The organism is Ruegeria sp. BC7, assembly GCF_056539165.1.
This window is the reverse complement of record NZ_JBQFUL010000001.1, coordinates 795,827-816,972: the sequence shown is the minus strand read 5'-3', so window position 1 is coordinate 816,972 and position 21,146 is coordinate 795,827. Positions and strand designations below refer to the sequence as shown.

Sequence of the window (21,146 nt, the reverse complement as noted above, 5' to 3'; positions counted from 1 at the left end):
CGATATCTGTCCACTGACCTCTCCCTGTATCAGAGCCACGCGCCTTCCCCGGTGTGTGGCTCACTTCTTTGCGGAACAGAAAAAGGCCGAAGCAAACGCCCCGGCCCTTCAATCAGGATAAGCTGTTCGTCACTCCTCGAGGCTTAGCGCCACAAAGCGCGGGTCACCGCCGCGACGTACCAACAGCAGCAGGGATTTCCGCCCGGCCTCGCGCGCTTCTTCCATTCGCGCCTCAAGGTCTTCGACCGAACTTACCTTCTGCTGGCCCGCTTCCGTGATCAGGTCACCGGCGCGCAGTCCCTTGGCATAGGCTTCCGAGGCTTCGTCAACCTCGGTCACCACCAAACCTTCTGCACCAGCATCCAAGCCCAGATCGGTACGCAGTTCATCCGTCAGCGGAGAAATCGTCAGGCCAAGAATATCAGCGTTTTCTTCAACCGGAGCTTCTGACGTTTCTTCTTCGCTTTCCTCGGACCGCTCAGCGTCTTCGCGCCGTCCCAGGGTCACCAGAACCGTTTGCGTTCCGCCATCTCGGTGCACGACCACGCGAACCGACTTACCCACGGTCGTTTCGCCAACCTGACGAACAAGGCCGCGCGTATCTTCAACCTCAACCCCATCGAAGCTGAGGATCACGTCACCGGCCAACAATCCAGCGTCCTTTGCCGGTCCATCCGGCACGTCGCTGATCAATGCGCCGCCCGGCTTGTCCAGACCCATGGCTTCGGCCATATCTTCGGTCACGTCTTGAATGCGTACACCCAGCCAGCCTCGGCGAGTCTCACCAAACTCACGCAGTTGATCCACGACCTTCACGACAACATTCGATGCCATCGAAAACCCAATCCCGATCGAGCCACCATTGGGCGACAGGATGGCCGTATTCACACCGATCACCTCGCCGTCCATGTTGAACAACGGCCCGCCCGAGTTACCTCGGTTGATCGCCGCATCGGTCTGGATGTAGTCGTCATAAGATCCACTCAGCGCGCGGTTGCGGGCCGACACGATCCCGGCCGAAACCGAAAACCCCTGCCCCAAGGGATTGCCCATCGCAATCACCCAGTCGCCCACGCGGGCGATATCGCTGTCACCAAATTTGACGTATTGCAGCGGCCCTGTTGCCTCGACCTTGAGCAGCGCAATATCGGTTTTATCATCCGTACCGATTACCTTGGCGGGCAATTCCTTCTTGGGTTGACCGTCACCGGGAAAGAACTCGATCAAAATCTCATCCGCTTCGGCGATCACGTGATTGTTCGTCACAATGTAGCCGTCCTCAGAGATCACGAACCCCGAGCCCAGAGCATTGCTGCGTCGCGGAGCGTTCTCACCATTATTGTCCCGGTCCTGAAACTCACGAAAAAAATCCTCGAACGGCGAGCCCTCGGGCACGATACCTTGTGGGCCGGTCTGGTTCTCGATCAGGGTCGAGGTGGTGATGTTCACCACCGCCGGGCTGATCTTTTCGGCCAACGGCGCAAGGCTTTCCCCGCGCGCAAAAGCCACCGATGTCTGCGCCAGGATTATCAATATCCCTGCAAAAGCCAGCCACATCAGCCGCATGAAACTAACACTGTCGTCCGTACGGACGGAAATACTGCGCGCTTGTGCCTGCACTTGGGTACTCCTTGTCGTCAATTCTTCGGGGATCGCGCGTGAACGCCCCCTCTTACCAACCAATGTAGTCGGTTTGCGCAGCCCCGCAACTGAGGATCGCGGGGAAATCACTTGCATTTGAAACCGCTGAACTAAAAGCCGACCTGATACGCGCCCCACAGCAGGATAAAGCCACTGACTACGCAGAGCAGCCCTGCCAGCCGCCTCGCTTGTTCAGGCAGCGATCGCAACGCCTCCAGCATCCGCTCAATAAGCGAAGGGGCCAGCGCATAGGCCAGCCCCTCGACAATTAACACCAGCCCGAAGGCCAGAAGGATCATACCCATTACTGGGATGCCTGTCCTGTTGGTGACTTCAGATAGTTAAAGAACTCTGAATCCGGGCTCAGAACCATCGAGCTGTTACTTCCGCCCAACGCGCGCTCATAAGCGGAGAGAGACCGGTAGAACTCAAAGAACTCAGGGTCCTTGCCAAACGCTTCGGCAAAGATAGCGTTGCGTTCGGCGTCGGCTTCACCGCGGATGATCTCGGCCTCACGGTTGGCGTCCGAGACCAGTTCGACCACGGTACGGTCAGCTTGCGCGCGCACACGCTGCGCCGCTTCGTTACCACGGGCGCGTTCGTCGGTGGCTTCACGTTCCCGTTCAGCTTTCATCCGGTCAAAGGTCGCCTCAAGGTTGGCTTGCGGCAGATCGGTCGCTTTCAGGCGCACGTCGATCACGTTGACGCCCAGCGCGCGGGCTTCGGCGATTGCGCTGTTGCGGATACGCAGCATCAGCGCCGCACGGTCCGAGCTCAGGATGTCGCGGGACGAGACCGAACCCAGAACCTCACGCGTTTCAGCACGCAGGATACGGTCCAGACGATCTTCGGCGACAGGAATGCCACCGACACCGACGGCCTGACGGAATTGCTCCAGATCAGAAATCCGATAGCGGGCAAAAGCGTCCACCACCAGACGGCGATCATCCAGAGGCGTGACCTCCAGCGGCTGTACGTCAATCGAAAGGATGCGGTCATCATAGCGGACAACATCCTGAATCAACGGGATTTTGAAGGCCAGTCCGGGTTCTTCTTTGACGGCGACCACGCGACCAAACTGAAGGACCAGTGCGCGCTCACGTTCATCCACGATGAAAATCGAAGACAGGCCAACCACGCCAATGATCACCAAGGCAATGAGGATAAGGGGTGATTTACGCATCAGTTGCTCTCCTCAGCCTGATTGCGGCGCAACTCGTTGAGCGGCAGGTAAGGCACGACGCCCTGCCCCTGACCGGTCGAGTTTTCGTCCAGAATGATCTTGTCCACGTCGCCGAGAACTTGTTCCATCCGTTCCAGATACAGACGCTTGCGCGTCACGTCCGGCGCTTTGGAATATTCCTCAAGAACCGCGATAAAGCGGCTGGCTTCACCCTGCGCGCTGTTGATCTGCTGCGCGCGGTAGGCTTCGGCCTCTTCCAGAACCTGCGCGGCTTCACCACGTGCCTCCGCGAGAGCGCGGTTGGCATAGGCGTCGGCCACGTTCTGCAGACGATCACGTTCCTGCGCGGCGGCCTGAACGTCGCGGAAGGCGGCAATCACGTCTTGCGGCGGGTCCGCCTTGTCAAAGTTGACGCGGATGATGTTCACGCCCGAGTCGTAGCTGTCCATCGTTGTCTGGATCAGTTCCTGCAGGCGTTCAGCAATGACACCACGGTCACGGTTCAGGATCGGCGCCAGCTCGCTTTGCGCAATAATCTCACGCATGGCCGATTCCGACACGGCGCGGATCGTCTGGCGTGGGTCGCGCAGGTTAAAGAGGAACTTAGCCGGGTCGTTGATGTTCCAGACGACCTGATAGTCGATGTCGACCACGTTTTCGTCGCCGGTCAGCATCAGGCCATCATCGCTGCCGCGCGTGCCGCCCATATCTTCGGTTTGTTCGCGGGTTACCGGAATAACCTCAGCCGTTACGAAAGGCCAAGGCGCAAAGTTCAGGCCAGGATTACCAACGGCCGAGAACTCACCCAGAAACAGTTCAACCGACTGTTCCTCGGGTTTGACGGTATAGAAACTTGCCGCGCCCCACAGGACAGCACCGACAACAAGACCAATCAGGACCGTCCCCTTGGTAAAGATGGGACCACCCCCGCCCGAGCCTTGACCGTTTCCGCCACGGCCAGAGCCGCCACGTCCGCCCATAAGGACACGCAGTTGTTCCTGACCTTTTTTCATCAACTCGTCGATTTCAGGGATTTGCGGGCCGTCGCCTTCGGGCGGGCGTTGCCCGTTCCCGTTGTTACCCCGATTTCCTCCGCCACCCGAGGAGCCTCCGCCCCCCCAGGGGCCACCGCTGTTGCCCGCCATATGTATATATTCCCTTGTATTGGACCGTGTGATCACGGCGTCCTTTGTAACTTGTGTGCGCGCGGTTGCAAATCAAGCAGTGCGCACGGGTTCCCGCATTGTCACCAGTTCCTCGGCCATAACCGGGTGAACTGCGACTGTCCTGTCAAAATCTTCCTTGGTTGCGCCCATTTTTACGGCAATTCCCGCAAGCTGGATCATCTCGCCCGCGCCCGGAGCGACAATGTGACAGCCCAGAACCTTGCGAGTCGCCTGACTGACGATCAGCTTCATCAATACCCGCTGCGTTCCACCTGCAAAGGCTTTCTGCATTGGCTTGAAGGACGTGGCATAGACTTCGATCGGCTCCTGCGCGGCGGCTTCTTCCTCGCTGAGCCCCACAGTCCCGAATTCCGGCTGCGTGAAAATCGCCGTTGGGATCAGCTCGTGATCTACCGGCGTCGGGTTACCTTTGAAGACCGTCTCGACGAATGCCATGCCTTCGCGGATCGCAACCGGAGTCAGGTTCACCCGATCGGTCACATCGCCGATGGCATAGATCGAGGGAACACCTGTCTGGCTGTAGTCATCAACGATGATCTCACCCTTGCGACCGCGCTCAACGCCCAGCGCCTCAAGGCCAAGCCCATCCGCATTGGGTGTACGACCAGTTGCATACATGACAACGTCAAACTGATCTTCTGTGCCGTCAGTGGCTTTGACGCGGATCTTGTCGCCGTCTTTCGTCATCTCCAGCACATTGGTGCCCAAGCGCACATCAATACCGTTCTGCCGCATTTCTTCACAAATCAGACCACGGGCTTCTTCGTCAAAGCCCCGCAGGATTTGCGCACCCCGGTAGAACTGAGTGGTTTGCACGCCCAGCCCGTTCATGATCCCGGCAAATTCGCTGGCGATATAACCGCCGCCGACAATCAGGATGCTTTCGGGCAGCTTCTCAAGATGGAAAATCTCGTTCGACGTGATCGCAAGGTCTGACCCCGGAAAATCCGGCACAACCGGGCGACCGCCAGTGGCGATCAGGATATGCTTGGCGGTCTTGCGGGTTCCGTCGGCCAACTCGACAGTATGCGGGTCCACGACCCGAGCACGCTGATCATAGCTTTCGACGCCGTTGTTCTTCAGGATATTTCGGTAGATACCTTCCAGCCGGTCCAGTTCGGCTACCAACTTGTCGTGAAAGGTGTTCCAGCCGAACGCACCGGGCTGAATGTCCCAACCATAGGCCTGCGCATCCCCGACCATGCCAGAAAACTCACTTGCGAACACCATCAGCTTTTTCGGCACACACCCCCGGATGACACAAGTGCCGCCGTAGCGGTCCTCTTCTGCAAGCGCCACTTTTGCTCCGGTTTCTCCGGCCGCAACACGTGCTGCGCGGACCCCGCCCGAGCCTCCGCCGATAACGAATAGATCGTAGTCAAAGCTCATCGTGAGTTCCTTTGTCAGTCATGGCAAAATTCGTTGAGTATCTGGGATCGAATAACAAGCTTCCAACCCTTGGTGTTCAGAAAGTTTGCCGAAGTCTATGCGTTGCTGCACGACTTGGCCTCAGGTCTATTGTCATTCCGCGAGATCCGCGAACAGGTTCTTGACGCTATCGGCAGGCTGATCCGTCTCAATCGTGCCTTCATTGATGTCCCGCAGTTCGACCCGTCCATCCCCAAAGCCGATCACGACCTTGTCACAGATATCGACAAACAGGCCGTTTTCCACGACACCGGGAACCTGGTTTAACACCATCGCCAGTTGGCGTGCGTTTCCGATCCGTTGCAGGTGCAGGTCCAGAACGTGGTTCCCTTCATCTGTTACAAACGGTGCTTTGTCGTTCATGCGAAGTACAGCCGACGTTCCCAGAACATCCATCGTGTCCAAAACCTCTTGGACAAGGGTCCGGGTTGTCTGCCATCCAAAGGGAATAACTTCGATCGGCAAGGGAAACGCACCCAGAGTTTCAACCTCTTTACCGGCGTCAGCGATCACCACCATCTGATCGCTGGCGGTCGCTACGATCTTTTCCTGCAAATGTGCGCCACCGCCGCCTTTGATCAGATTGAGCTCTCCGTCAAACTCGTCTGCGCCATCGATCGTCATGTCCAGCCACCCGGCCTGATCCAACGAAACGACCTCGATCCCTACCTCACGGGCCAGTTGCGCTGTACGGGTCGAGGTGGGGACGCCTTTGATCTTTAGCCCCTGCTGCACCCTCTCGCCCAATCGACGCACCATCCAAGCGGCGGTCAAACCGGTTCCAAGCCCCACACGCATACCGTCCTGCACCATGTCGGCAGCGCGTCGCGCAGCAACGTATTTGGCCTTGTCGATAGGCGGCAACTCTCCGATCATTGCGGCTTTTCCCTATTTTGCTGACGGACTTATACGGAATGACCACGGCAACTGCGAGAGCCAATTCACCCATTTGCCGGGCCAACATGTCGCGAAACTACGCGTTTCCGATGGGAAACGTCGCAATCGAGGCTTTGGCGAACGCTGCCGCGGTATACATAGGGTCCATGAAGAACCCCTATCTACTGCACTATGCCCCTGACAACGCGTCGCTGGTCATTCGGCTGGCGCTGGAAGAAATGGGTCTTCCCTTTGAAACCGTACTTGTGGATCGCCGCCAGTGCGAACAGGACAGCCCAGCGTATCGGGCGCTGAACCCCAATGGCCTCATCCCGGTTCTGGAAACTCCGCAAGGACCGATTTTTGAAACGGCCGCAATCCTGCTTTGGCTGGCGGATACCCATTCTCAGCTTGCACCAGCACCGCAGAGCCCTGATAGGGCCGCTTTTCTCAAGTGGCTGTTTTTCGCATCAAATACGCTGCACGCTGACTTGCGAATTCTTTTCTACGCCGAGAAGTACATAGAGGTCTCGCAGACCGAACCCTTGCGCGACGGAATGCGTCAACGACTGCGCCGCCATCTTCAACTTCTGGAAGATACCGCGAAACAGGCCCCTGACTGGTTGCGGCCAGACAAACCGTCAGTTCTGACTTACTATCTGGCCTGCCAGATGCGCTGGATGGCCCTTTACCCAATCGATGCCGACCGTAGCTGGTACCACTTTGATCATACGCCACATTTGCGCGAGATTCTGTTGCAGCTCGAAACCCGGGACGCAACACGCGCGGCCACCGCAGCCGAGGGGTTGGGAGTGACACCCTTCACCTCTCCGTCTTATGCTAATCCTCCAGAAGGCTCTGCTATCTGATATGTTTCTGTCTGTCTTCGATATGTTCAAAGTGGGCATCGGCCCGTCCTCGTCTCATACTATGGGGCCAATGGTAGCCGCAGCGCGATTTCTGGACCTGATGCGGGCGTCTCCGTTTGAGTTCTCCGGCCTGCGTGGGTCGCTGCACGGTTCGCTGGCCTTCACAGGTGTGGGGCATGCAACGGACCGCGCGACGATATTGGGGCTGGCAGGGTTCGTTCCCGATACCTACGACCACGAAAAGGCCGAAGCCGCTCTGGTTGCGATCAAAGAGAGTCACAGCGTTACCCCCGAAGGGTTGCCGACGCTGCAATTCGATCCCAAAACCGACCTGATCTTTGACTATGAAAACAACCTGCCCGGCCACGCAAACGGTATGGTTCTCATGGCCACGGACGCGCAGGGTGACGTGATTCTGCGACAGGTCTATTACTCGATCGGGGGTGGCTTTGTCCTGACCGAAGAAGAACTGGCCGAGGGTAAAGCCACAGACGAAGGCGCGCCGGTTCCTTTCCCCTTCAAGTCAGCGGTCGAGATGCTGGACATGGCAAAAGCCAGCGGCAAAAGCATAGCCGAGATGAAACGCGCCAACGAAATCGCGCGCGGATGCGCGGACAGCTTTGCCAAAGGCTCGGCCCGATTGTGGCAAGTCATGAACGACTGCATCGAGCGCGGCCTGACAACCGACGGCATCCTGCCCGGTGGCTTGAACGTGCGCCGCCGCGCCAAGGGTATCCACGACGCGCTTCAGGCCGAACGGGGCATGAACCTGAATGCTCCGCACACGATCAATGACTGGATGAGCGTCTATGCCATGGCCGTGAACGAGGAAAACGCCGCCGGAGGCCAAGTGGTCACAGCGCCGACAAACGGGGCGGCCGGAGTGCTTCCTGCCGTGTTGCGCTACTACCTTGACCACGTGCCCGGCGCGTCTGAAACCCACATTGAGGATTTCCTTTTGACCGCCGCCGCCATTGGGGGACTGGTGAAGTTCAACGCTTCGATCTCAGGGGCCGAGGCCGGATGTCAGGCTGAAGTCGGCAGCGCCTCGGCAATGGCTGCGGCAGGGCTGTGCGCCGTAATGGGCGGCACGCCTGAGCAAGTTGAAAACGCCGCCGAGATTGCGTTGGAGCACCACTTGGGCATGACTTGCGACCCGGTCGCCGGTTTGGTGCAGGTCCCCTGTATCGAACGAAACGGGCTGGGCGCGATCAAGGCCGTGTCTGCGGCGTCGCTGGCGCTGCGCGGGGATGGCCGACATTTTGTGCCTCTGGATGCGGTGATCGAGACGATGCGTCAGACTGGGCACGACATGCACGAAAAATACAAAGAGACTTCTCTGGGCGGTCTGGCCGTGAACGTTCCAAATTGCTGACCAAGCGCAGGGCCAAGCCGGGGCTCAACCCGCTTTCCCCCTTCGCCCAAAACCCGTAGCGTCGCGGTCATGACACAGGATCGTCCCCTCTTCGGCATCGTCTTGATGCTTGGTTTCTGCGTGCTCGCCCCTCTGGGGGACGCAATGGCCAAGCTGTTGGGTGAGACGACACCGGTCGCGATGCTGGTATTCGTGCGCTTTGCGGTTCAGGCAATGGTGCTTGTCCCTTTGACCGTTGCGACCAATCGCAACTGGCGGCTACGAGGGCGCGTCTTGCGGCTAACGGTCATTCGGACCGTTCTGCACATCATCGGCATCAGCGCAATGTTCAGCGCACTGCAATTCCTGCCATTGGCGGATGCAGTTGCCATTGCATTCGTGATGCCCTTCATCATGCTGCTATTGGGCAAATATGTACTGGGTGAAGACGTCGGCCTGAGACGCCTTGCGGCCTGCATAGTGGGGTTCGCGGGCACCTTGCTTGTTATTCAGCCCAGCTTTGCCCAGGTCGGGGCGGCGGCACTGTTGCCTCTTGTCGTTGCCGTGGTCTTTGCGCTGTTCATGCTGGTCACGCGCCAGATCGCCAAGGAAACCGATCCAATCGCCCTTCAAGCGGTATCGGGCGTCATGGCAACAGCCATGTTGCTGCCCATTCTGCTATTCGGAACCGCTGTGGACATGCGGGAGCTTTCGTTGATTGTCCCGAACAGTGACAGCCATGTCTTGCTTGTCGCCATTGGGCTTTTGGGCACCGTGGCGCACTTGTTCATGACCTGGTCTTTGCGCTATGCGCCCTCGGCGACGCTGGCGCCTATGCAGTATTTGGAAATTCCGGTGGCAACCCTGTTCGGCTGGATGATTTTTCACGACTTGCCAGACGGTATTGCCGCGATCGGTATTGCGATCACCGTAGCTGCCGGGCTGTATGTCATTCTGCGCGAACGGGCCAGCGCCCGGTCTGCCCCGACAGAAACGCCTGCATGACCTGATCCAATGCGGCCCGAGGCACCATCACCAGCAACCCCGGACAGTCCAAATGTAGCTCTACGCGGGACAAAGCTCGGTTGGATGTGCCGACCAGCCCGTTGGGTTCTAGCACCAGATCGTCGATTGGCCACTCCAGCCCTCGGCTTCTTCCCGTTACACGCTGAAATGGAAACAATGAGACCACGTCTCCGGGCGGAATCTCCAGCGCAATTCGGGGCGGAGCGTGAAACACGACTTCGCGCGCGCCAAGCAGAACACATGGTCGATCCTGCCGCCGAACCAACCCATTAAGCACAGCCAGCTGGTGATCCAGACGCTGACCCAGAAAACCAACCCCAAAGACCAGCGGCGCTTCGATATTGCGCAACGACTTGTCGAAATCCGTGCTGTCTTGTTCACGAATTGGAAACAGACGATCGACAGGAATTTGGTCCTTGTGACGCGGTTCCAGCGAATCAAAATCACCAATAACCGCGTCCGGAATACGCCCGGCGTCCATCAGCGGGGCGGCCCCTCCGTCGGCGGCCACAACCGTCCTGGCGCGAATCAGCGCCAGCTCCAAATCTTCGGGGCCAATTTCGCCCCCTCCGACCAGCGCAATTGGCTCATCAGAGCGCACAATTGGTCTATTTTTACGAAGATTGATCATTTTTCCCGGATTTGGACACATTCAGACCACAAAATGATAGGTTTATAAGCGAAGTTTCGAACCAATAGACATGCCCGGACCTGGGCAGGCTGGTTCAGGTAGTTTGTAGAGGACGTGCGTCTGATGGTACAGAATAACAAGGTTTTGACCGTTTCCTACGGAACCTTCTCATGCACTTTGGAAGGTTTTGACGATTCGTTCGAGACGATGAAGGCGATCGCAGAGTACTTCCGCGACCTTGCGGCAGAGGATCGTTATTTCGGATCTGAACCACCTCAGCCAGACGCTGAGATGCTGGCCCGCATCGCGCAGCGTGACGCATCCAGACATGTCGAGGCACGCCAGAATGAAACGGGCTTGTTGCTTCGCGCAACCGAAGCCGCCGCCGCACCGGCGACCATGGCACCCGTGAGCCAAACTCCTACCCCGGTCGAAGACCCAGCAATCAGCTCTCAGCCCGCACAAAGTCCTGCGACGTTCTTTGAAGACGCGGAACCGGTCGAGGACACATCTGCTCCTGCCGCTGACAGCATCGCTGCAAAGCTGCAAAGGATTCGGGACGTTGTCTCACACACCGACGAAAACTCGGTCATCTATGCAGAGGATGAAGAAACAACCCTGATGAAAGAGGCCGCAGGCCCGTCGGACGCTGTTGCCGCCGCGTTTGAAGCAGGTAGCCTGAGCGCAACAGACCTTCAGGAAGAAAAAGAAGCTGACGCACCCGCGCAGCCCGAAAACGAGCCTTTCCAATTCACGGCGCGTGAACCCGTTCTCGAAGACTATGAGACCGACGACGCGGACGAACCCACGCCTGAAGCCGAGCCTGTGGCGCCGATTGAAGAATACGCCGAAACGGACGAGACGTTCGAGCCAGATGCACCCGCCGCATTTGACGATGAGGCCGAAGAAGAAACACCTGAACCCGAAGTTCTGTTTTCGGAAGATGACGAAAACGCGGATGAGGAGATTCTCAACATCCTCAGTGACGATGCTGAGAGCGATGAGTCTGCTGAGCTTGAAGAATCCGTCGCCGACACCGAGGAAGGCATCCTGAGCGCTGAGGATGAAGAAAACCTGCTGCACGAGATTTCGGAAGTTGAAGCGTTTCTTGCCAATCGCGCGGCGGAACCTGCGCCCGATTCCGCAGCGCCAGACCAAGATGTGACGCGTCTGATGGACAAGGCCGACGTCCAAATGGACGATCCGGCGTCGAATTCGCAGCGGGAAACCTATTCTCACCTTCGCGCAGCAGTCGCCGCGACCAAGGCGGAACGCAAGGGCAAGCCCAAAGCAGACGACGCCGAAGACGAATATCGCAATCTGACCTCGGCGGTCAGCCCTCGGCGCCCTGAGATTCAGGTGACCAGCATGCGTCCTCAGTCTGACGCCCTGGCCCCTCTCAAGCTGGTCGCCGAGCAGCGGATCGACAATCAGGACGAGGACGCAGGACCGGTGACACCGCGCCGTGTTCAGACCGAAGCCGAGAACCAGTTGGGCGAAGAAGGTGGCTTTGCAATGTTCGCGCAAGAGCAAGGCGCACAATCCCTGCCCGAACTTCTGGAAGCCGCAGCCGCGTATCTGTCGTTCATCGAAGGTCAGGAACAGTTTTCGCGCCCACAATTGATGAACAAGATTCGGTCGCTCAAGCAAGACGACTTCAACCGCGAGGAAAGCCTTCGTTCGTTCGGCCAGTTGCTGCGCGACGGTAAAATCGAAAAAGCCGGTGGCGGGCGGTTCGCGGCGTCCACTCAGATCGGCTACCGCCCCGATGGCGAGCGCGCCGCTGGCTAATTGCGGTTTACCTCTGACACAAAGGGTCGGCGCAATGCGTCGGCCCTATTTTTGTGCGCTTTGCGATTTGGCACTGCTGTGTCGCATCAGGGCGACACAGCAACTATGCTGCGCCGCAGAAAAGTGATACGATTGCCCTGTTTACGAATTGGATTGAAATAGATCATTCAAACAGGAGTCGTGCCATGTATGAACTCCCGATACGACGACTTAGAATCTACGACAAACCGAAAATATTAAGCCACTACAGGAACTTGGACACAGAAGCCCTGTCCTCGCGTTTTGGCATGCCGGTCAATGCGGATTTCGTCCAAACATATCTTGCCGGAATGTTCGACCACCCTGCGCTAGTCTACGGAGCGTTTCCAGATTCCTGCCTTCGCGGGGTTGGCGAACTTCGAACTGTGCCGGACAGCCAAAAAAACGTTGCAGAAGTAGCATTTACAGTCGAAACGCCGTGGCAGGATCGCGGGATAGGAGACGCCTTGCTGTCTCGAATCATAGCCGCGGCCCGAAACCGGGGGATTCGTGAGGTCCATATGCTTTGCTTGGCCACAAACCAGAAAATGCGCCGCCTCGCGACCAAGCACCATGCCGAACTCAAACTCATCACCGGACAGGTCGAGGCAACCCTGACGACCCCGTGGCCTTCACCTTTCAGCCTGGCCGAGGAAATTTCAGGCGAGTATCACGCCTTTGCACGCGCGATCCTCACCTGGCCGCAGCTTGATGCCGGAAACAGACGGTGAAAAACGCCTAATCAGAGGATTGATTGGGGTCTTCTTTGCCCACGCCTCTGAAAACGAATTTGAATGGCAAAGCCCACAAAACGCCCAGAACCACATAAACCAGAAGTTCCAACCAGATCGGTGGACGGTCAAGCCAGTTCACGACCGTCACAACCGCCACGATGTAAGCAGGCAGCCCGACCAACAGCAATACCAGCGACCAGCGCCGACGGGCTTTGTAGCTAAGGCCGGGCTTCTTTTCGTCGACCATCAGTCGGCGAATGGGTCGGTCACCAGAATGGTGTCGTCCCGCTCCGGGCTGGTGGACAAGAGTGCGACGGGACACTCGATCAATTCTTCTACCCGACGCACGTATTTGATCGCGTTCGCCGGCAGGTCTGCCCAGCTCCGCGCGCCTTCCGTGGATTCGCTCCACCCCGGCATCTCTTCATAGATGGGAGTGCATCGCGCCTGCTGATCAGCCGCGGTTGGCAGGTAATCCAAATGCTCGCCGTCCAACTCGTACCCAGTGCAGATTTTAAGTGTTTCAAACCCGTCCAATACGTCGAGCTTGGTCAACGAGATCCCGTTTACACCACTGGTCGCACAAGTTTGGCGTACAAGGCAGGCGTCAAACCACCCACAACGCCGCTTGCGGCCGGTGGTCGTGCCAAACTCGTGGCCGCGCTCTCCAAGGCGCTGACCGTCAGCGTCGTCCAACTCCGTCGGGAACGGACCTTCACCAACCCGAGTCGTATACGCTTTGACAATCCCCAAGACGAAATCGATTGAACCCGGCCCGATGCCGACACCTGTGGCCGCCTGCCCCGCGATTACGTTAGAGGACGTCACAAACGGATAGGTTCCAAAGTCGATATCCAAGAGGGCACCCTGAGCCCCCTCAAACAGGATTCGCTTACCTGCCTTGCGCTTTTCATTCAGCACCTTCCAGACGGGTGCGGCGAAGGGTAGGATTTCAGACGCGATTTCCTTCAGCTCCGCAATCAATGCATCGCGATCGACAGGCGCGATGCCCAGCCCTTTGCGCAACGGGTCATGGTGCTGCAACGCGCGATCCACCCGAGCTTCCAACGTAGCTTCATCCGCAAGATCGGCGACACGCACGGACCGGCGCCCCACTTTGTCCTCGTATGCTGGACCAATGCCGCGACCGGTCGTTCCGATCTTCGTTCCCTTACTGGCCGCTTCCTCGCGTGCGCGATCAAGCTCACCATGGATCGGCAAAATCAACGGCGTGTTTTCGGCAATCATCAGTGTTTCAGGAGTAATCTCGACGCCCTGCGCCCGGACTGTTCCAATTTCTTTGATCAGGTGCCAAGGATCGAGAACAACGCCGTTTCCAATGACACTCAACTTACCGCCCCGTACAACGCCCGAGGGAAGCGCGTGCAATTTATACACTGCGCCATCAATGACCAACGTATGGCCGGCATTGTGCCCACCTTGAAAACGCGCGATTACATCTGCTCGCTCGCTGAGCCAGTCGACGATCTTGCCTTTTCCTTCGTCACCCCATTGGGCGCCGACAACAACCACATTGGCCATATCCGGTCCTTTAGCGCTGATTTATCAAACTCGGCTCGTATAACGATGTGACAGCCGCAGGGAAACCGGTAATTCGCCGCAGTTCAGAACCGCGCTTCGCGCGGTGCCTCCGGCGGGGATATTTACAAGCCAGATGAAGTTCGGATCCCTTGTTCATCTGGCTGAAAATATCCCGGGGGAGTCGCCCGGAACGGGCGGCGGGAGCAGCGCCCCCCCCTACGGCAGACCAGACAATACCACCGGCTGCCCGTGGGGTGTAGTCAAATAGGCTTCTCTCCAAGCAGCACTTATGTTCGCGAGTTCCCCGGACTGGGTGGCACCCTGCTCAGCCAGAAACTGTTCCAACGTTTCCAGCCAAGCGCGGAAGTAATCGTCCCCACCGCTCAGTTCCCGGTCTAATCTGTAACGCTGTAGAGTTGCAGAGAACCGCGCGGCCCAGTCTGACCAACCCAATCGTCCAGCCTCGTTCAATGCGACTGTCACAGCAAAAATCTGAGCATGCCAAGGTTCGTCAAAAACTGGCTGTGGTGCTGATTGGTTATCGCTGTGGCTCATGTGGGCTCCAGGTAGCTTTGCCAAAGGTCGAGAATGACCTCATCCCGCGGGTTTTCCGGGTTCGTCCATAGTTCAGACGCCAGAAAGACCACTGCGAATAGAGGCTCCGGCGCTTCTCCGAGGCCATGCGCGTTGGAGTCTGGAAATACGTGCGTGCCGTGCAAACGCAGAATCCGCCCCTCTGCCCCTGCCGCATAGTTCGGCAGCCTTGTGTGCCCGCCATCAACAAGGCGGTTCGCGCTAGGACGAACAGTTCGGACGCTTTGTCCCACTGAAAATTTCACCGGCACACCCGAGGCACGGTCTGCCGGGCCGCCTCTGGACAATGCGCCAGCGACAGCATCTGCTTGCAGCATGCGCGACCTCAGCGGATGCGAGTCTTGTAATGCGTCCCTACCGGCTAAGTCATCCACCGTCAGGACGCCCCGTTCAACCAGCAGATCGGCCAGAGCAGATATCCACTTTTCGTAGTAGGAAAACCGAGCGTAATCTTTGGGTGAAAGCCTTTCACGCGCGTGCCGGGAGATGTCTATATTCCATTGCCCCAAGAAACCTGCGGCCAGAGTGACAGCCAATGCGCGCCCGTGCCATTCCTGGGAAAAGACAGGGGCGTCTTCCCCATCTGGCAACACGGGACCGTCTCCAAACCGCCCGCCCATGTCGTGCACGCGTGTCATGAGGGAACTCTGGGCAGTCCAGTGCCGATCATACTGTCTCGTGTCACCAGAGCGGCCAGTTCGCCATCGTCCAGCCCTTCCGATCCGGCAGGTCGCATAGGCAAGACAAGGTAGCGAATCTCGGCAGTCGAATCCCAAACACGCACAGCCGTTCCACTTGGCAGCGCAACCCCGAACTCTGCCAGAACCTTTCGAGGCTCGCGAACCGCACGGGCGCGATAGGCGTCGGATTTATACCAGCCGGGCGGAATACCAAGCAGCGGCCACGGATAGCAACTGCACAACGTGCAAACGACCATGTTGTGCTGCTCGGGCGTATTTTCGACCACGACGATGTGCTCGCCCTGACGCCCATAGAAACCAAGCTCGGCCACGACCGGCGTTGCGTCCTCTAGCAACGCTCGCTTGAATTCTGGATCGGTCCAAGCCTTCGCAACGACCCCTGCGCCGTTTTTTGGCCCTATCTTGTTTTGATAAGTGTCGATGATTTCATCCAACGCCGCTGGATCGATCAGTCCCTTCCGGGTCAGAATCGTTTCCAGAGCCTTGACCCGCAGGGCGGGTTCAGGCGGCAGCAAGGCGTGCGGGTGATCGTGATCATCGTGCGGCATAGCGGAAGGTTGCGCCACCATCTGCCAATCTGTCCAGCCCCTTTGGTGTGATCTGCCACATCAAGGCGTGTGATGAGAACTCGTGACTTGCCCCCGGAACCAAACTTGCATAAGTACCTCGCGATACACGTCACGCTGTACAGGACCACCATGGAAAACGTCGTTCTCATCATCCATCTTCTTCTGGCTCTGGGCCTGATCGCCGTTGTTCTGATGCAGCGATCCGAAGGAGGTGGCCTCGGCATGGGTGGCGGCGGTGGCGGCGCCGTGAGCGGCCGCGCTGCGGCGACTGCGTTGGGCAAGGTCACATGGATTCTGGCCGCTTGCTTTATCGTCACGTCGATCACGCTGACTATTCTATCGGCTCAGAAATCATCGGGAAGTTCGGTTATCGATCGTCTGGGTGTTCCGGCTCCGGCAGCGACCGAAGAAAGCGAAACAACGGTTCCCGAAGCGGATGATCTGCTGCCTCCGGCACAGGGCGACAACGCGCCGCTGATCCCGCAAGCCGACTGATCTACCAAACCTAGAAACCTGAAAGAGGACTGCAACAGCATCTTGCGGTTCTCTTGCGCTTTTGGCGCGAATCCTTTATACGTGAAGTCCCGTGATGCAGCGGTTTTTCGGAACCGCCGGGCAGCTTATTTTGACGTCTCACGGGAGCAGCCGAAAAACTATGGCGCGATTTATTTTCATCACTGGTGGTGTGGTTTCGTCCTTGGGCAAAGGACTGGCTTCGGCGGCTTTGGGCGCGCTGTTGCAGGCTCGGGGCTACTCGGTCCGGCTGCGCAAGCTGGACCCTTATCTGAACGTCGACCCCGGCACCATGTCGCCCTTTGAACATGGCGAAGTGTTCGTCACCGATGACGGGGCCGAGACCGATCTGGACCTTGGGCACTACGAACGGTTTACGGGCGTGGCCGCGCGCAAGACCGACTCGATCAGCTCGGGGCGGATCTATTCCAACGTATTGGAAAAAGAGCGCCGCGGAGATTACCTCGGCAAGACCATTCAGGTGATCCCGCACGTCACCAACGAGATCAAGGACTTCATCGCCATTGGCGAGGATGAGGTCGATTTCATGCTGTGTGAGATCGGCGGCACCGTAGGTGACATCGAAGGTCTGCCCTTCTTTGAAGCCATCCGTCAGTTCAGCCAGGACAAGCCGCGTGGCCAGTGTATGTTCATGCACCTGACGCTGCTGCCCTACATCAAGGCGTCCGGTGAGTTGAAAACCAAGCCGACCCAGCACTCGGTCAAGGAACTGCGCTCGATTGGTCTGGCCCCCGATATTCTAGTCTGCCGGTCAGAAGGTCCGATCCCAAAGAAAGAACGCGAAAAGCTGGCCCTGTTCTGTAACGTGCGCCCTGACAGCGTTATCGCGGCGCAGGACCTGAGCACGATCTATGACGCGCCGCTGGCGTATCACAAGGAAGGTCTGGATCAGGCCGTTCTGGACGCCTTCCAAATCAGCCCTGCCCCGAAACCCGATCTGACGAAATGGGAAGACGTCAGCGACCGCATCCATAACGCCGAGGGCGAGGTGAAGGTCGCTATCGTCGGCAAATACACGCAGTTGGAAGATGCCTATAAGTCGATTGCCGAGGCTCTGACCCATGGCGGCATGGCCAACCGCGTCAAGGTCAAGGTCGAGTGGGTTGACGCCGAGGTGTTCGACACCGAAGACGCCGCGCCGCATCTGGAAGGCTTCCATGCCATCCTCGTCCCCGGCGGGTTCGGCGAGCGCGGCACGGAAGGCAAGATCAAAGCCGCGCAATACGCGCGAGAGCATAAGGTTCCCTATCTGGGTATCTGTCTTGGCATGCAGATGGCCGTTATCGAAGCGGCCCGGAACGCGGCTGGCATCAAAGAGGCGGGCTCCGAAGAATTCGACCACGAAGCAGGCAAAAAGCGTTTTGAACCCGTGGTTTATCACCTGAAAGAATGGGTTCAGGGCAACCACAAGGTGGAACGCAAGGTCGGTGATGACAAAGGCGGCACCATGCGACTGGGCGCTTATGATGCGGTTCTGGCCGATGGCTCGAAAGTGGCCGAGGTTTACGGCGGCACCAACATCGAGGAGCGTCACCGCCACCGCTATGAGGTCGACATCAAATACCGCGAGCAGTTGGAAAAGGCCGGGCTGAAATTCTCGGGCATGTCCCCTGACGGACGTCTGCCGGAAATCGTGGAATGGTCGGATCACCCGTGGTTCATCGGAGTGCAGTACCATCCGGAACTGAAATCGAAGCCCTTCGATCCTCACCCCCTATTCCGTGATTTTGTGCGGGCCGCCAAAGACACCTCTCGTCTGGTCTGACTTTCCTAACATTTCTGCGATTTAGCGGTCGGTGCGAAAAAACCTGTACGCACCGACCGTTTGCGCTTTTAACTGTCCTCACCACGGCGACAGGAGGATGGTCATGGCAGATCAGGTCACGCGCGCAGAGACATTTGCAGCCCTGCACAAAAAGGGCGATCCGGTTGTACTCTACAACATATGGGACGCGGGCAGTGCCGCTGCCGTAAGCGATGCTGGCGCCAAGGCTATTGCCACCGGAAGCGCACCGGTTGCCATGGCGCAAGGTTACGCGGACGGGCAGAATATCCCCTTTGAATTAGCGCTGGAAAATGCGCGCAGGATCGTCGGCGCGGTGGACGTGCCAGTAACAATGGACATCGAAGGAGCCTATGCCGAGGATACCGTGGGGATCGCCGTCAATGCTCAGCGCGCGTTGGAAACGGGCGCTGTCGGCTTTAACTTCGAGGATCAAATCATTGGCACAAATAAACTTTATGACATTGAAACGCAGGCCGCGCGGGTCGAAGCCATGCGCGAGGGCTGCGACGCATCAGGTATCCCTGCTTTCATCAATGCCCGCACGGACATATTCCTAAAGGCCCATCCGGACACACATGACAGGGCCATGTTGGACGAAGCAATGGCCCGCGCCGCGGCTTATGCAGACGCCGGTGCAAGCGGCTTTTTCGCCCCCGGCCTGAAGGATGAAGCTATGATTTCAGAATTGGTCGACTCAACCAATCTGCCGCTCAATATCATTGCGTTGCCCGGAACTCCGGACAAGTCCACCCTCGCTTCTCTGGGGGTGGCGCGTATCAGCTACGGTCCGGTTCCGTACAGGAATATGCTGGCGTGGCTGCAGGAAAAGGCTAAAGAGGCGTTGAGCTAAGAAAACAGAATAAGCCAATTGGCCGATCCGCCGCAGGCGGACTTTTGACGATTTACGCCTATGACGTGTTGTCCACGCTTGGCGGTCTACAAAATATGGAATAACCTCGCACCATGTTGAAAAAGTTCTTTCAGGCTTTTCGCCCGCCGCAGCATGACAACCTTCCCGACCCGGACGCTGAACTGGCTTTGGGCGCGCTTATGGTCCGCGTTGCGCAGGCAGATCGCGATTACAAACTGGAAGAAATCAGCCTGATCGACCGTATTCTGGCCCGCCTCTATCAGCACAACGCGATCGAGGCAGCCAAAGTTCGCGCCACTTGCGAAAAGCTGCACGCGGCGGCGCCCGAAACGGATACGTTCGGAAAGCTGATCCGGGAAACCACCGACCTTCACGAACGCCTTGCCGCTCTTGACGCTCTTTGGGAGGTTGTGCTGGCTGACGGAAATTCGGACGAAGGTGAGATGAAAATCGTCGAAGAAGCTCGCATCGCAATGGGCCTAAGCTTCAAGGACAGTCAGACAGCGCGCGATCGGGTCCAAAGGCGCTTGGAAGAAACTTAGGCGGCCTCTATATCTTGCGCATGTTTAGTGATTTCCTGTCCCGGCTGACACAGCCACAGCCCGACCCGCTTGCCGATGATGATGCACGTCTGGCCTTGACCGCCCTGTTGGTGCGCATTGCCAGGTCCGATAATGATTATGCCGACAGCGAGATGTCGCGAATCGACCGTATCTCTGCCGAGCGTTATGGGCTGTCACCGTTTGAAGCTGCCGCGCTACGCGCCCGCGCCGAAGACCTTGAGGCCGAAGCCCCGGACACGGTTCGATTTACACGCGCGATCAAGGAAGCCGTTGCATATGACGACCGTCTGGCGGTGGTTCAGGCGCTGTGGTCGGTTGCACTGGCCGACGGGCACCGCACGGGCGAGGAAGATTCCCTGCTTCGTTTGGTGGTGAGCTTGCTAGGGGTCAGCGATGTCGACTCGGCCCGGGCGCGGCAAAAGGCGGCCAAATCGTGATAGCCATGCTGGGCATGTACGACATGCCCGCGCTGCGATCCGCAAATGATCGCTTTTGGTCATTGATTCGCGAAAACCTGGGTTTTGGCCCCTCCCACCTTACCCGAGACGAAGATGTCTGGGACGTGTGGCAAAGTCCCGACCTGCTGTTCGCGCAAACCTGTGGAATGCCCTATCGCACGCGACTGCACGGCGGGGTCAAGCTGGTTGGAACGCCGGATTATGGTTTGGACGGGTGCCCCCCGGGATACTATCTTTCGATCTTTGTTGCCCGGCGGGACGATCCACGCGGTCTGGACCAGCTTGTAAGTGGCACATTTGCCTTCAATGAGCCTTTGTCCCAATCGGGCTGGGCTGCTCCGATGGTTCACCTTGCCCGCAACGGTCGGCTGCCTGCGCAAGTTTTACAGACCGGAGGCCACGCGGTATCGGCCCAGTATGTCGCCGAAGGGCGCGCAGATTTCGCCTGTCTGGACGCTGTTACGTGGGAACTGCTCAAAGAGCATACCGACATTGGGTCAGCCTTGCGCGATGTTGCAGCGACATCTGCGACACCGGCCTTGCCATACATAACGGCCGCGACACAGGATCCGCTGGCCATCGCACAGGCCGTTCGCGCCGCGATACGTTCGCTTGCCGAACAGGACCGAGATTTGCTGCATTTGCGGGGGCTGATTTCGATCCCTACCACCGATTATCTGGCGGTTCCCAATCCTGTGCCCGCGGCCACTGAACTGCTCAATACCTGACCGATTTGGCAAGAACCTCTGGTCAATTTGGCGGTTTCTGACCCGGAACGCGTCATTTGCGC

General features: G+C 58.1%; 23 protein-coding genes. 11 read left to right on the top strand and 12 right to left on the bottom strand.

Going from position 1 to position 21,146, the window contains the following annotated elements:
• Positions 1-129: 129 nt before the first annotated feature.
• From ACR0KS_RS03795 to rpiA, 6 genes are all read right to left on the bottom strand, one after another.
• Positions 130-1,566, bottom strand: coding sequence for a Do family serine endopeptidase (locus tag ACR0KS_RS03795; RefSeq protein ID WP_480693139.1), 1,437 nt, complete (start codon positions 1,564-1,566; stop codon positions 130-132).
• A 185-nt stretch (positions 1,567-1,751) separates the two neighbouring features.
• The gene (locus ACR0KS_RS03790) at positions 1,752-1,946 is read right to left on the bottom strand and encodes a DUF2065 domain-containing protein (RefSeq protein ID WP_170562767.1); all 195 of its coding nucleotides are present in this window, start codon (positions 1,944-1,946) and stop codon (positions 1,752-1,754) included.
• Positions 1,946-2,824 carry a protease modulator HflC gene (hflC, locus tag ACR0KS_RS03785; protein ID WP_170482680.1) on the bottom strand — a complete coding sequence of 293 codons (879 nt, stop codon included), beginning with the start codon at positions 2,822-2,824 and terminating at the stop codon, positions 1,946-1,948. Before hflC ends, ACR0KS_RS03790 begins: the two co-directional genes overlap by 1 nt.
• Positions 2,824-3,969, bottom strand: coding sequence for an FtsH protease activity modulator HflK (gene hflK / locus ACR0KS_RS03780; protein WP_170562764.1), 1,146 nt, complete (start codon positions 3,967-3,969; stop codon positions 2,824-2,826). Before hflK ends, hflC begins: the two co-directional genes overlap by 1 nt.
• Before the next feature lie 72 nt (positions 3,970-4,041).
• Positions 4,042-5,400: a glutathione-disulfide reductase gene (gor, locus tag ACR0KS_RS03775; protein WP_170562761.1), complete on the bottom strand. Its 1,359-nt coding sequence runs from the start codon at positions 5,398-5,400 to the stop codon at positions 4,042-4,044.
• Between the two features lie 132 nt (positions 5,401-5,532).
• The gene (gene rpiA / locus ACR0KS_RS03770; protein ID WP_480693121.1) at positions 5,533-6,315 is read right to left on the bottom strand and encodes a ribose-5-phosphate isomerase RpiA; all 783 of its coding nucleotides are present in this window, start codon (positions 6,313-6,315) and stop codon (positions 5,533-5,535) included.
• A 167-nt stretch (positions 6,316-6,482) separates the two neighbouring features.
• On the opposite strand from rpiA, the gene ACR0KS_RS03765 reads away from it, so the two are divergent.
• The 3 genes from ACR0KS_RS03765 (at position 6,483) to ACR0KS_RS03755 (ending at position 9,543) form a co-directional block, all read left to right on the top strand.
• The gene (locus tag ACR0KS_RS03765; RefSeq protein ID WP_170563389.1) at positions 6,483-7,184 is read left to right on the top strand and encodes a glutathione S-transferase family protein; all 702 of its coding nucleotides are present in this window, start codon (positions 6,483-6,485) and stop codon (positions 7,182-7,184) included.
• Position 7,185: 1 nt separating this feature from the next.
• Positions 7,186-8,559, top strand: a complete 1,374-nt coding sequence (locus ACR0KS_RS03760; protein ID WP_170410441.1) for an L-serine ammonia-lyase — start codon at positions 7,186-7,188, stop codon at positions 8,557-8,559.
• 69 nt (positions 8,560-8,628) lie between these two features.
• On the top strand, positions 8,629-9,543 hold the full coding sequence (locus tag ACR0KS_RS03755) for a DMT family transporter (RefSeq protein WP_170562758.1): 915 nt from the start codon (positions 8,629-8,631) through the stop codon (positions 9,541-9,543).
• Here ACR0KS_RS03755 and ACR0KS_RS03750 read toward each other — a convergent pair.
• The gene (locus ACR0KS_RS03750) at positions 9,488-10,165 is read right to left on the bottom strand and encodes a thiamine diphosphokinase (RefSeq protein ID WP_480693120.1); all 678 of its coding nucleotides are present in this window, start codon (positions 10,163-10,165) and stop codon (positions 9,488-9,490) included. The genes ACR0KS_RS03755 and ACR0KS_RS03750 overlap by 56 nt on opposite strands.
• Before the next feature lie 153 nt (positions 10,166-10,318).
• Here ACR0KS_RS03750 and ACR0KS_RS03745 point away from each other — a divergent pair, with 153 nt between their 5' ends.
• Entirely contained in the window at positions 10,319-11,986 is a 1,668-nt protein-coding gene (locus ACR0KS_RS03745; RefSeq protein ID WP_170562751.1) for a hypothetical protein, read from the top strand.
• A gap of 185 nt (positions 11,987-12,171) precedes the next feature.
• The gene (locus ACR0KS_RS03740) at positions 12,172-12,735 is read left to right on the top strand and encodes a GNAT family N-acetyltransferase (protein ID WP_170562748.1); all 564 of its coding nucleotides are present in this window, start codon (positions 12,172-12,174) and stop codon (positions 12,733-12,735) included.
• Positions 12,736-12,742: 7 nt separating this feature from the next.
• Here the strand turns inward: ACR0KS_RS03740 and ACR0KS_RS03735 are convergent, their stop codons facing one another.
• The 5 genes from ACR0KS_RS03735 to nthA all read right to left on the bottom strand — a co-directional run bounded on the left by ACR0KS_RS03735 (position 12,743) and on the right by nthA (position 16,123).
• Positions 12,743-12,985, bottom strand: coding sequence for a DUF2842 domain-containing protein (locus tag ACR0KS_RS03735; protein ID WP_170482711.1), 243 nt, complete (start codon positions 12,983-12,985; stop codon positions 12,743-12,745).
• Positions 12,985-14,280: an adenylosuccinate synthase gene (locus tag ACR0KS_RS03730; RefSeq protein ID WP_170562745.1), complete on the bottom strand. Its 1,296-nt coding sequence runs from the start codon at positions 14,278-14,280 to the stop codon at positions 12,985-12,987. Before ACR0KS_RS03730 ends, ACR0KS_RS03735 begins: the two co-directional genes overlap by 1 nt.
• A gap of 216 nt (positions 14,281-14,496) precedes the next feature.
• Positions 14,497-14,835: a nitrile hydratase accessory protein gene (locus tag ACR0KS_RS03725; protein WP_170562742.1), complete on the bottom strand. Its 339-nt coding sequence runs from the start codon at positions 14,833-14,835 to the stop codon at positions 14,497-14,499.
• Entirely contained in the window at positions 14,832-15,512 is a 681-nt protein-coding gene (gene nthB, locus ACR0KS_RS03720) for a nitrile hydratase subunit beta (RefSeq protein WP_170562739.1), read from the bottom strand. The genes ACR0KS_RS03725 and nthB overlap by 4 nt, the downstream gene beginning before the upstream one ends.
• Positions 15,509-16,123, bottom strand: a complete 615-nt coding sequence (gene nthA / locus ACR0KS_RS03715) for a nitrile hydratase subunit alpha (protein WP_170562737.1) — start codon at positions 16,121-16,123, stop codon at positions 15,509-15,511. Before nthA ends, nthB begins: the two co-directional genes overlap by 4 nt.
• A 150-nt stretch (positions 16,124-16,273) precedes the next feature.
• On the opposite strand from nthA, the gene secG reads away from it, so the two are divergent.
• The 6 genes from secG to ACR0KS_RS03685 all read left to right on the top strand — a co-directional run bounded on the left by secG (position 16,274) and on the right by ACR0KS_RS03685 (position 21,084).
• Positions 16,274-16,639: a preprotein translocase subunit SecG gene (gene secG, locus ACR0KS_RS03710; protein WP_170563386.1), complete on the top strand. Its 366-nt coding sequence runs from the start codon at positions 16,274-16,276 to the stop codon at positions 16,637-16,639.
• Between the two features lie 160 nt (positions 16,640-16,799).
• Positions 16,800-18,443: a CTP synthase gene (locus ACR0KS_RS03705; RefSeq protein WP_170562734.1), complete on the top strand. Its 1,644-nt coding sequence runs from the start codon at positions 16,800-16,802 to the stop codon at positions 18,441-18,443.
• Positions 18,444-18,546: 103 nt separating this feature from the next.
• Positions 18,547-19,314, top strand: coding sequence for an isocitrate lyase/PEP mutase family protein (locus ACR0KS_RS03700; RefSeq protein WP_170562731.1), 768 nt, complete (start codon positions 18,547-18,549; stop codon positions 19,312-19,314).
• 113 nt (positions 19,315-19,427) lie between these two features.
• Positions 19,428-19,877, top strand: coding sequence for a tellurite resistance TerB family protein (locus tag ACR0KS_RS03695; RefSeq protein WP_170383631.1), 450 nt, complete (start codon positions 19,428-19,430; stop codon positions 19,875-19,877).
• Positions 19,878-19,897: 20 nt separating this feature from the next.
• On the top strand, positions 19,898-20,335 hold the full coding sequence (locus ACR0KS_RS03690) for a tellurite resistance TerB family protein (protein WP_170383629.1): 438 nt from the start codon (positions 19,898-19,900) through the stop codon (positions 20,333-20,335).
• Positions 20,332-21,084, top strand: coding sequence for a PhnD/SsuA/transferrin family substrate-binding protein (locus ACR0KS_RS03685; RefSeq protein WP_170562728.1), 753 nt, complete (start codon positions 20,332-20,334; stop codon positions 21,082-21,084). Before ACR0KS_RS03690 ends, ACR0KS_RS03685 begins: the two co-directional genes overlap by 4 nt.
• The last annotated feature ends 62 nt before the right edge of the window (positions 21,085-21,146 follow it).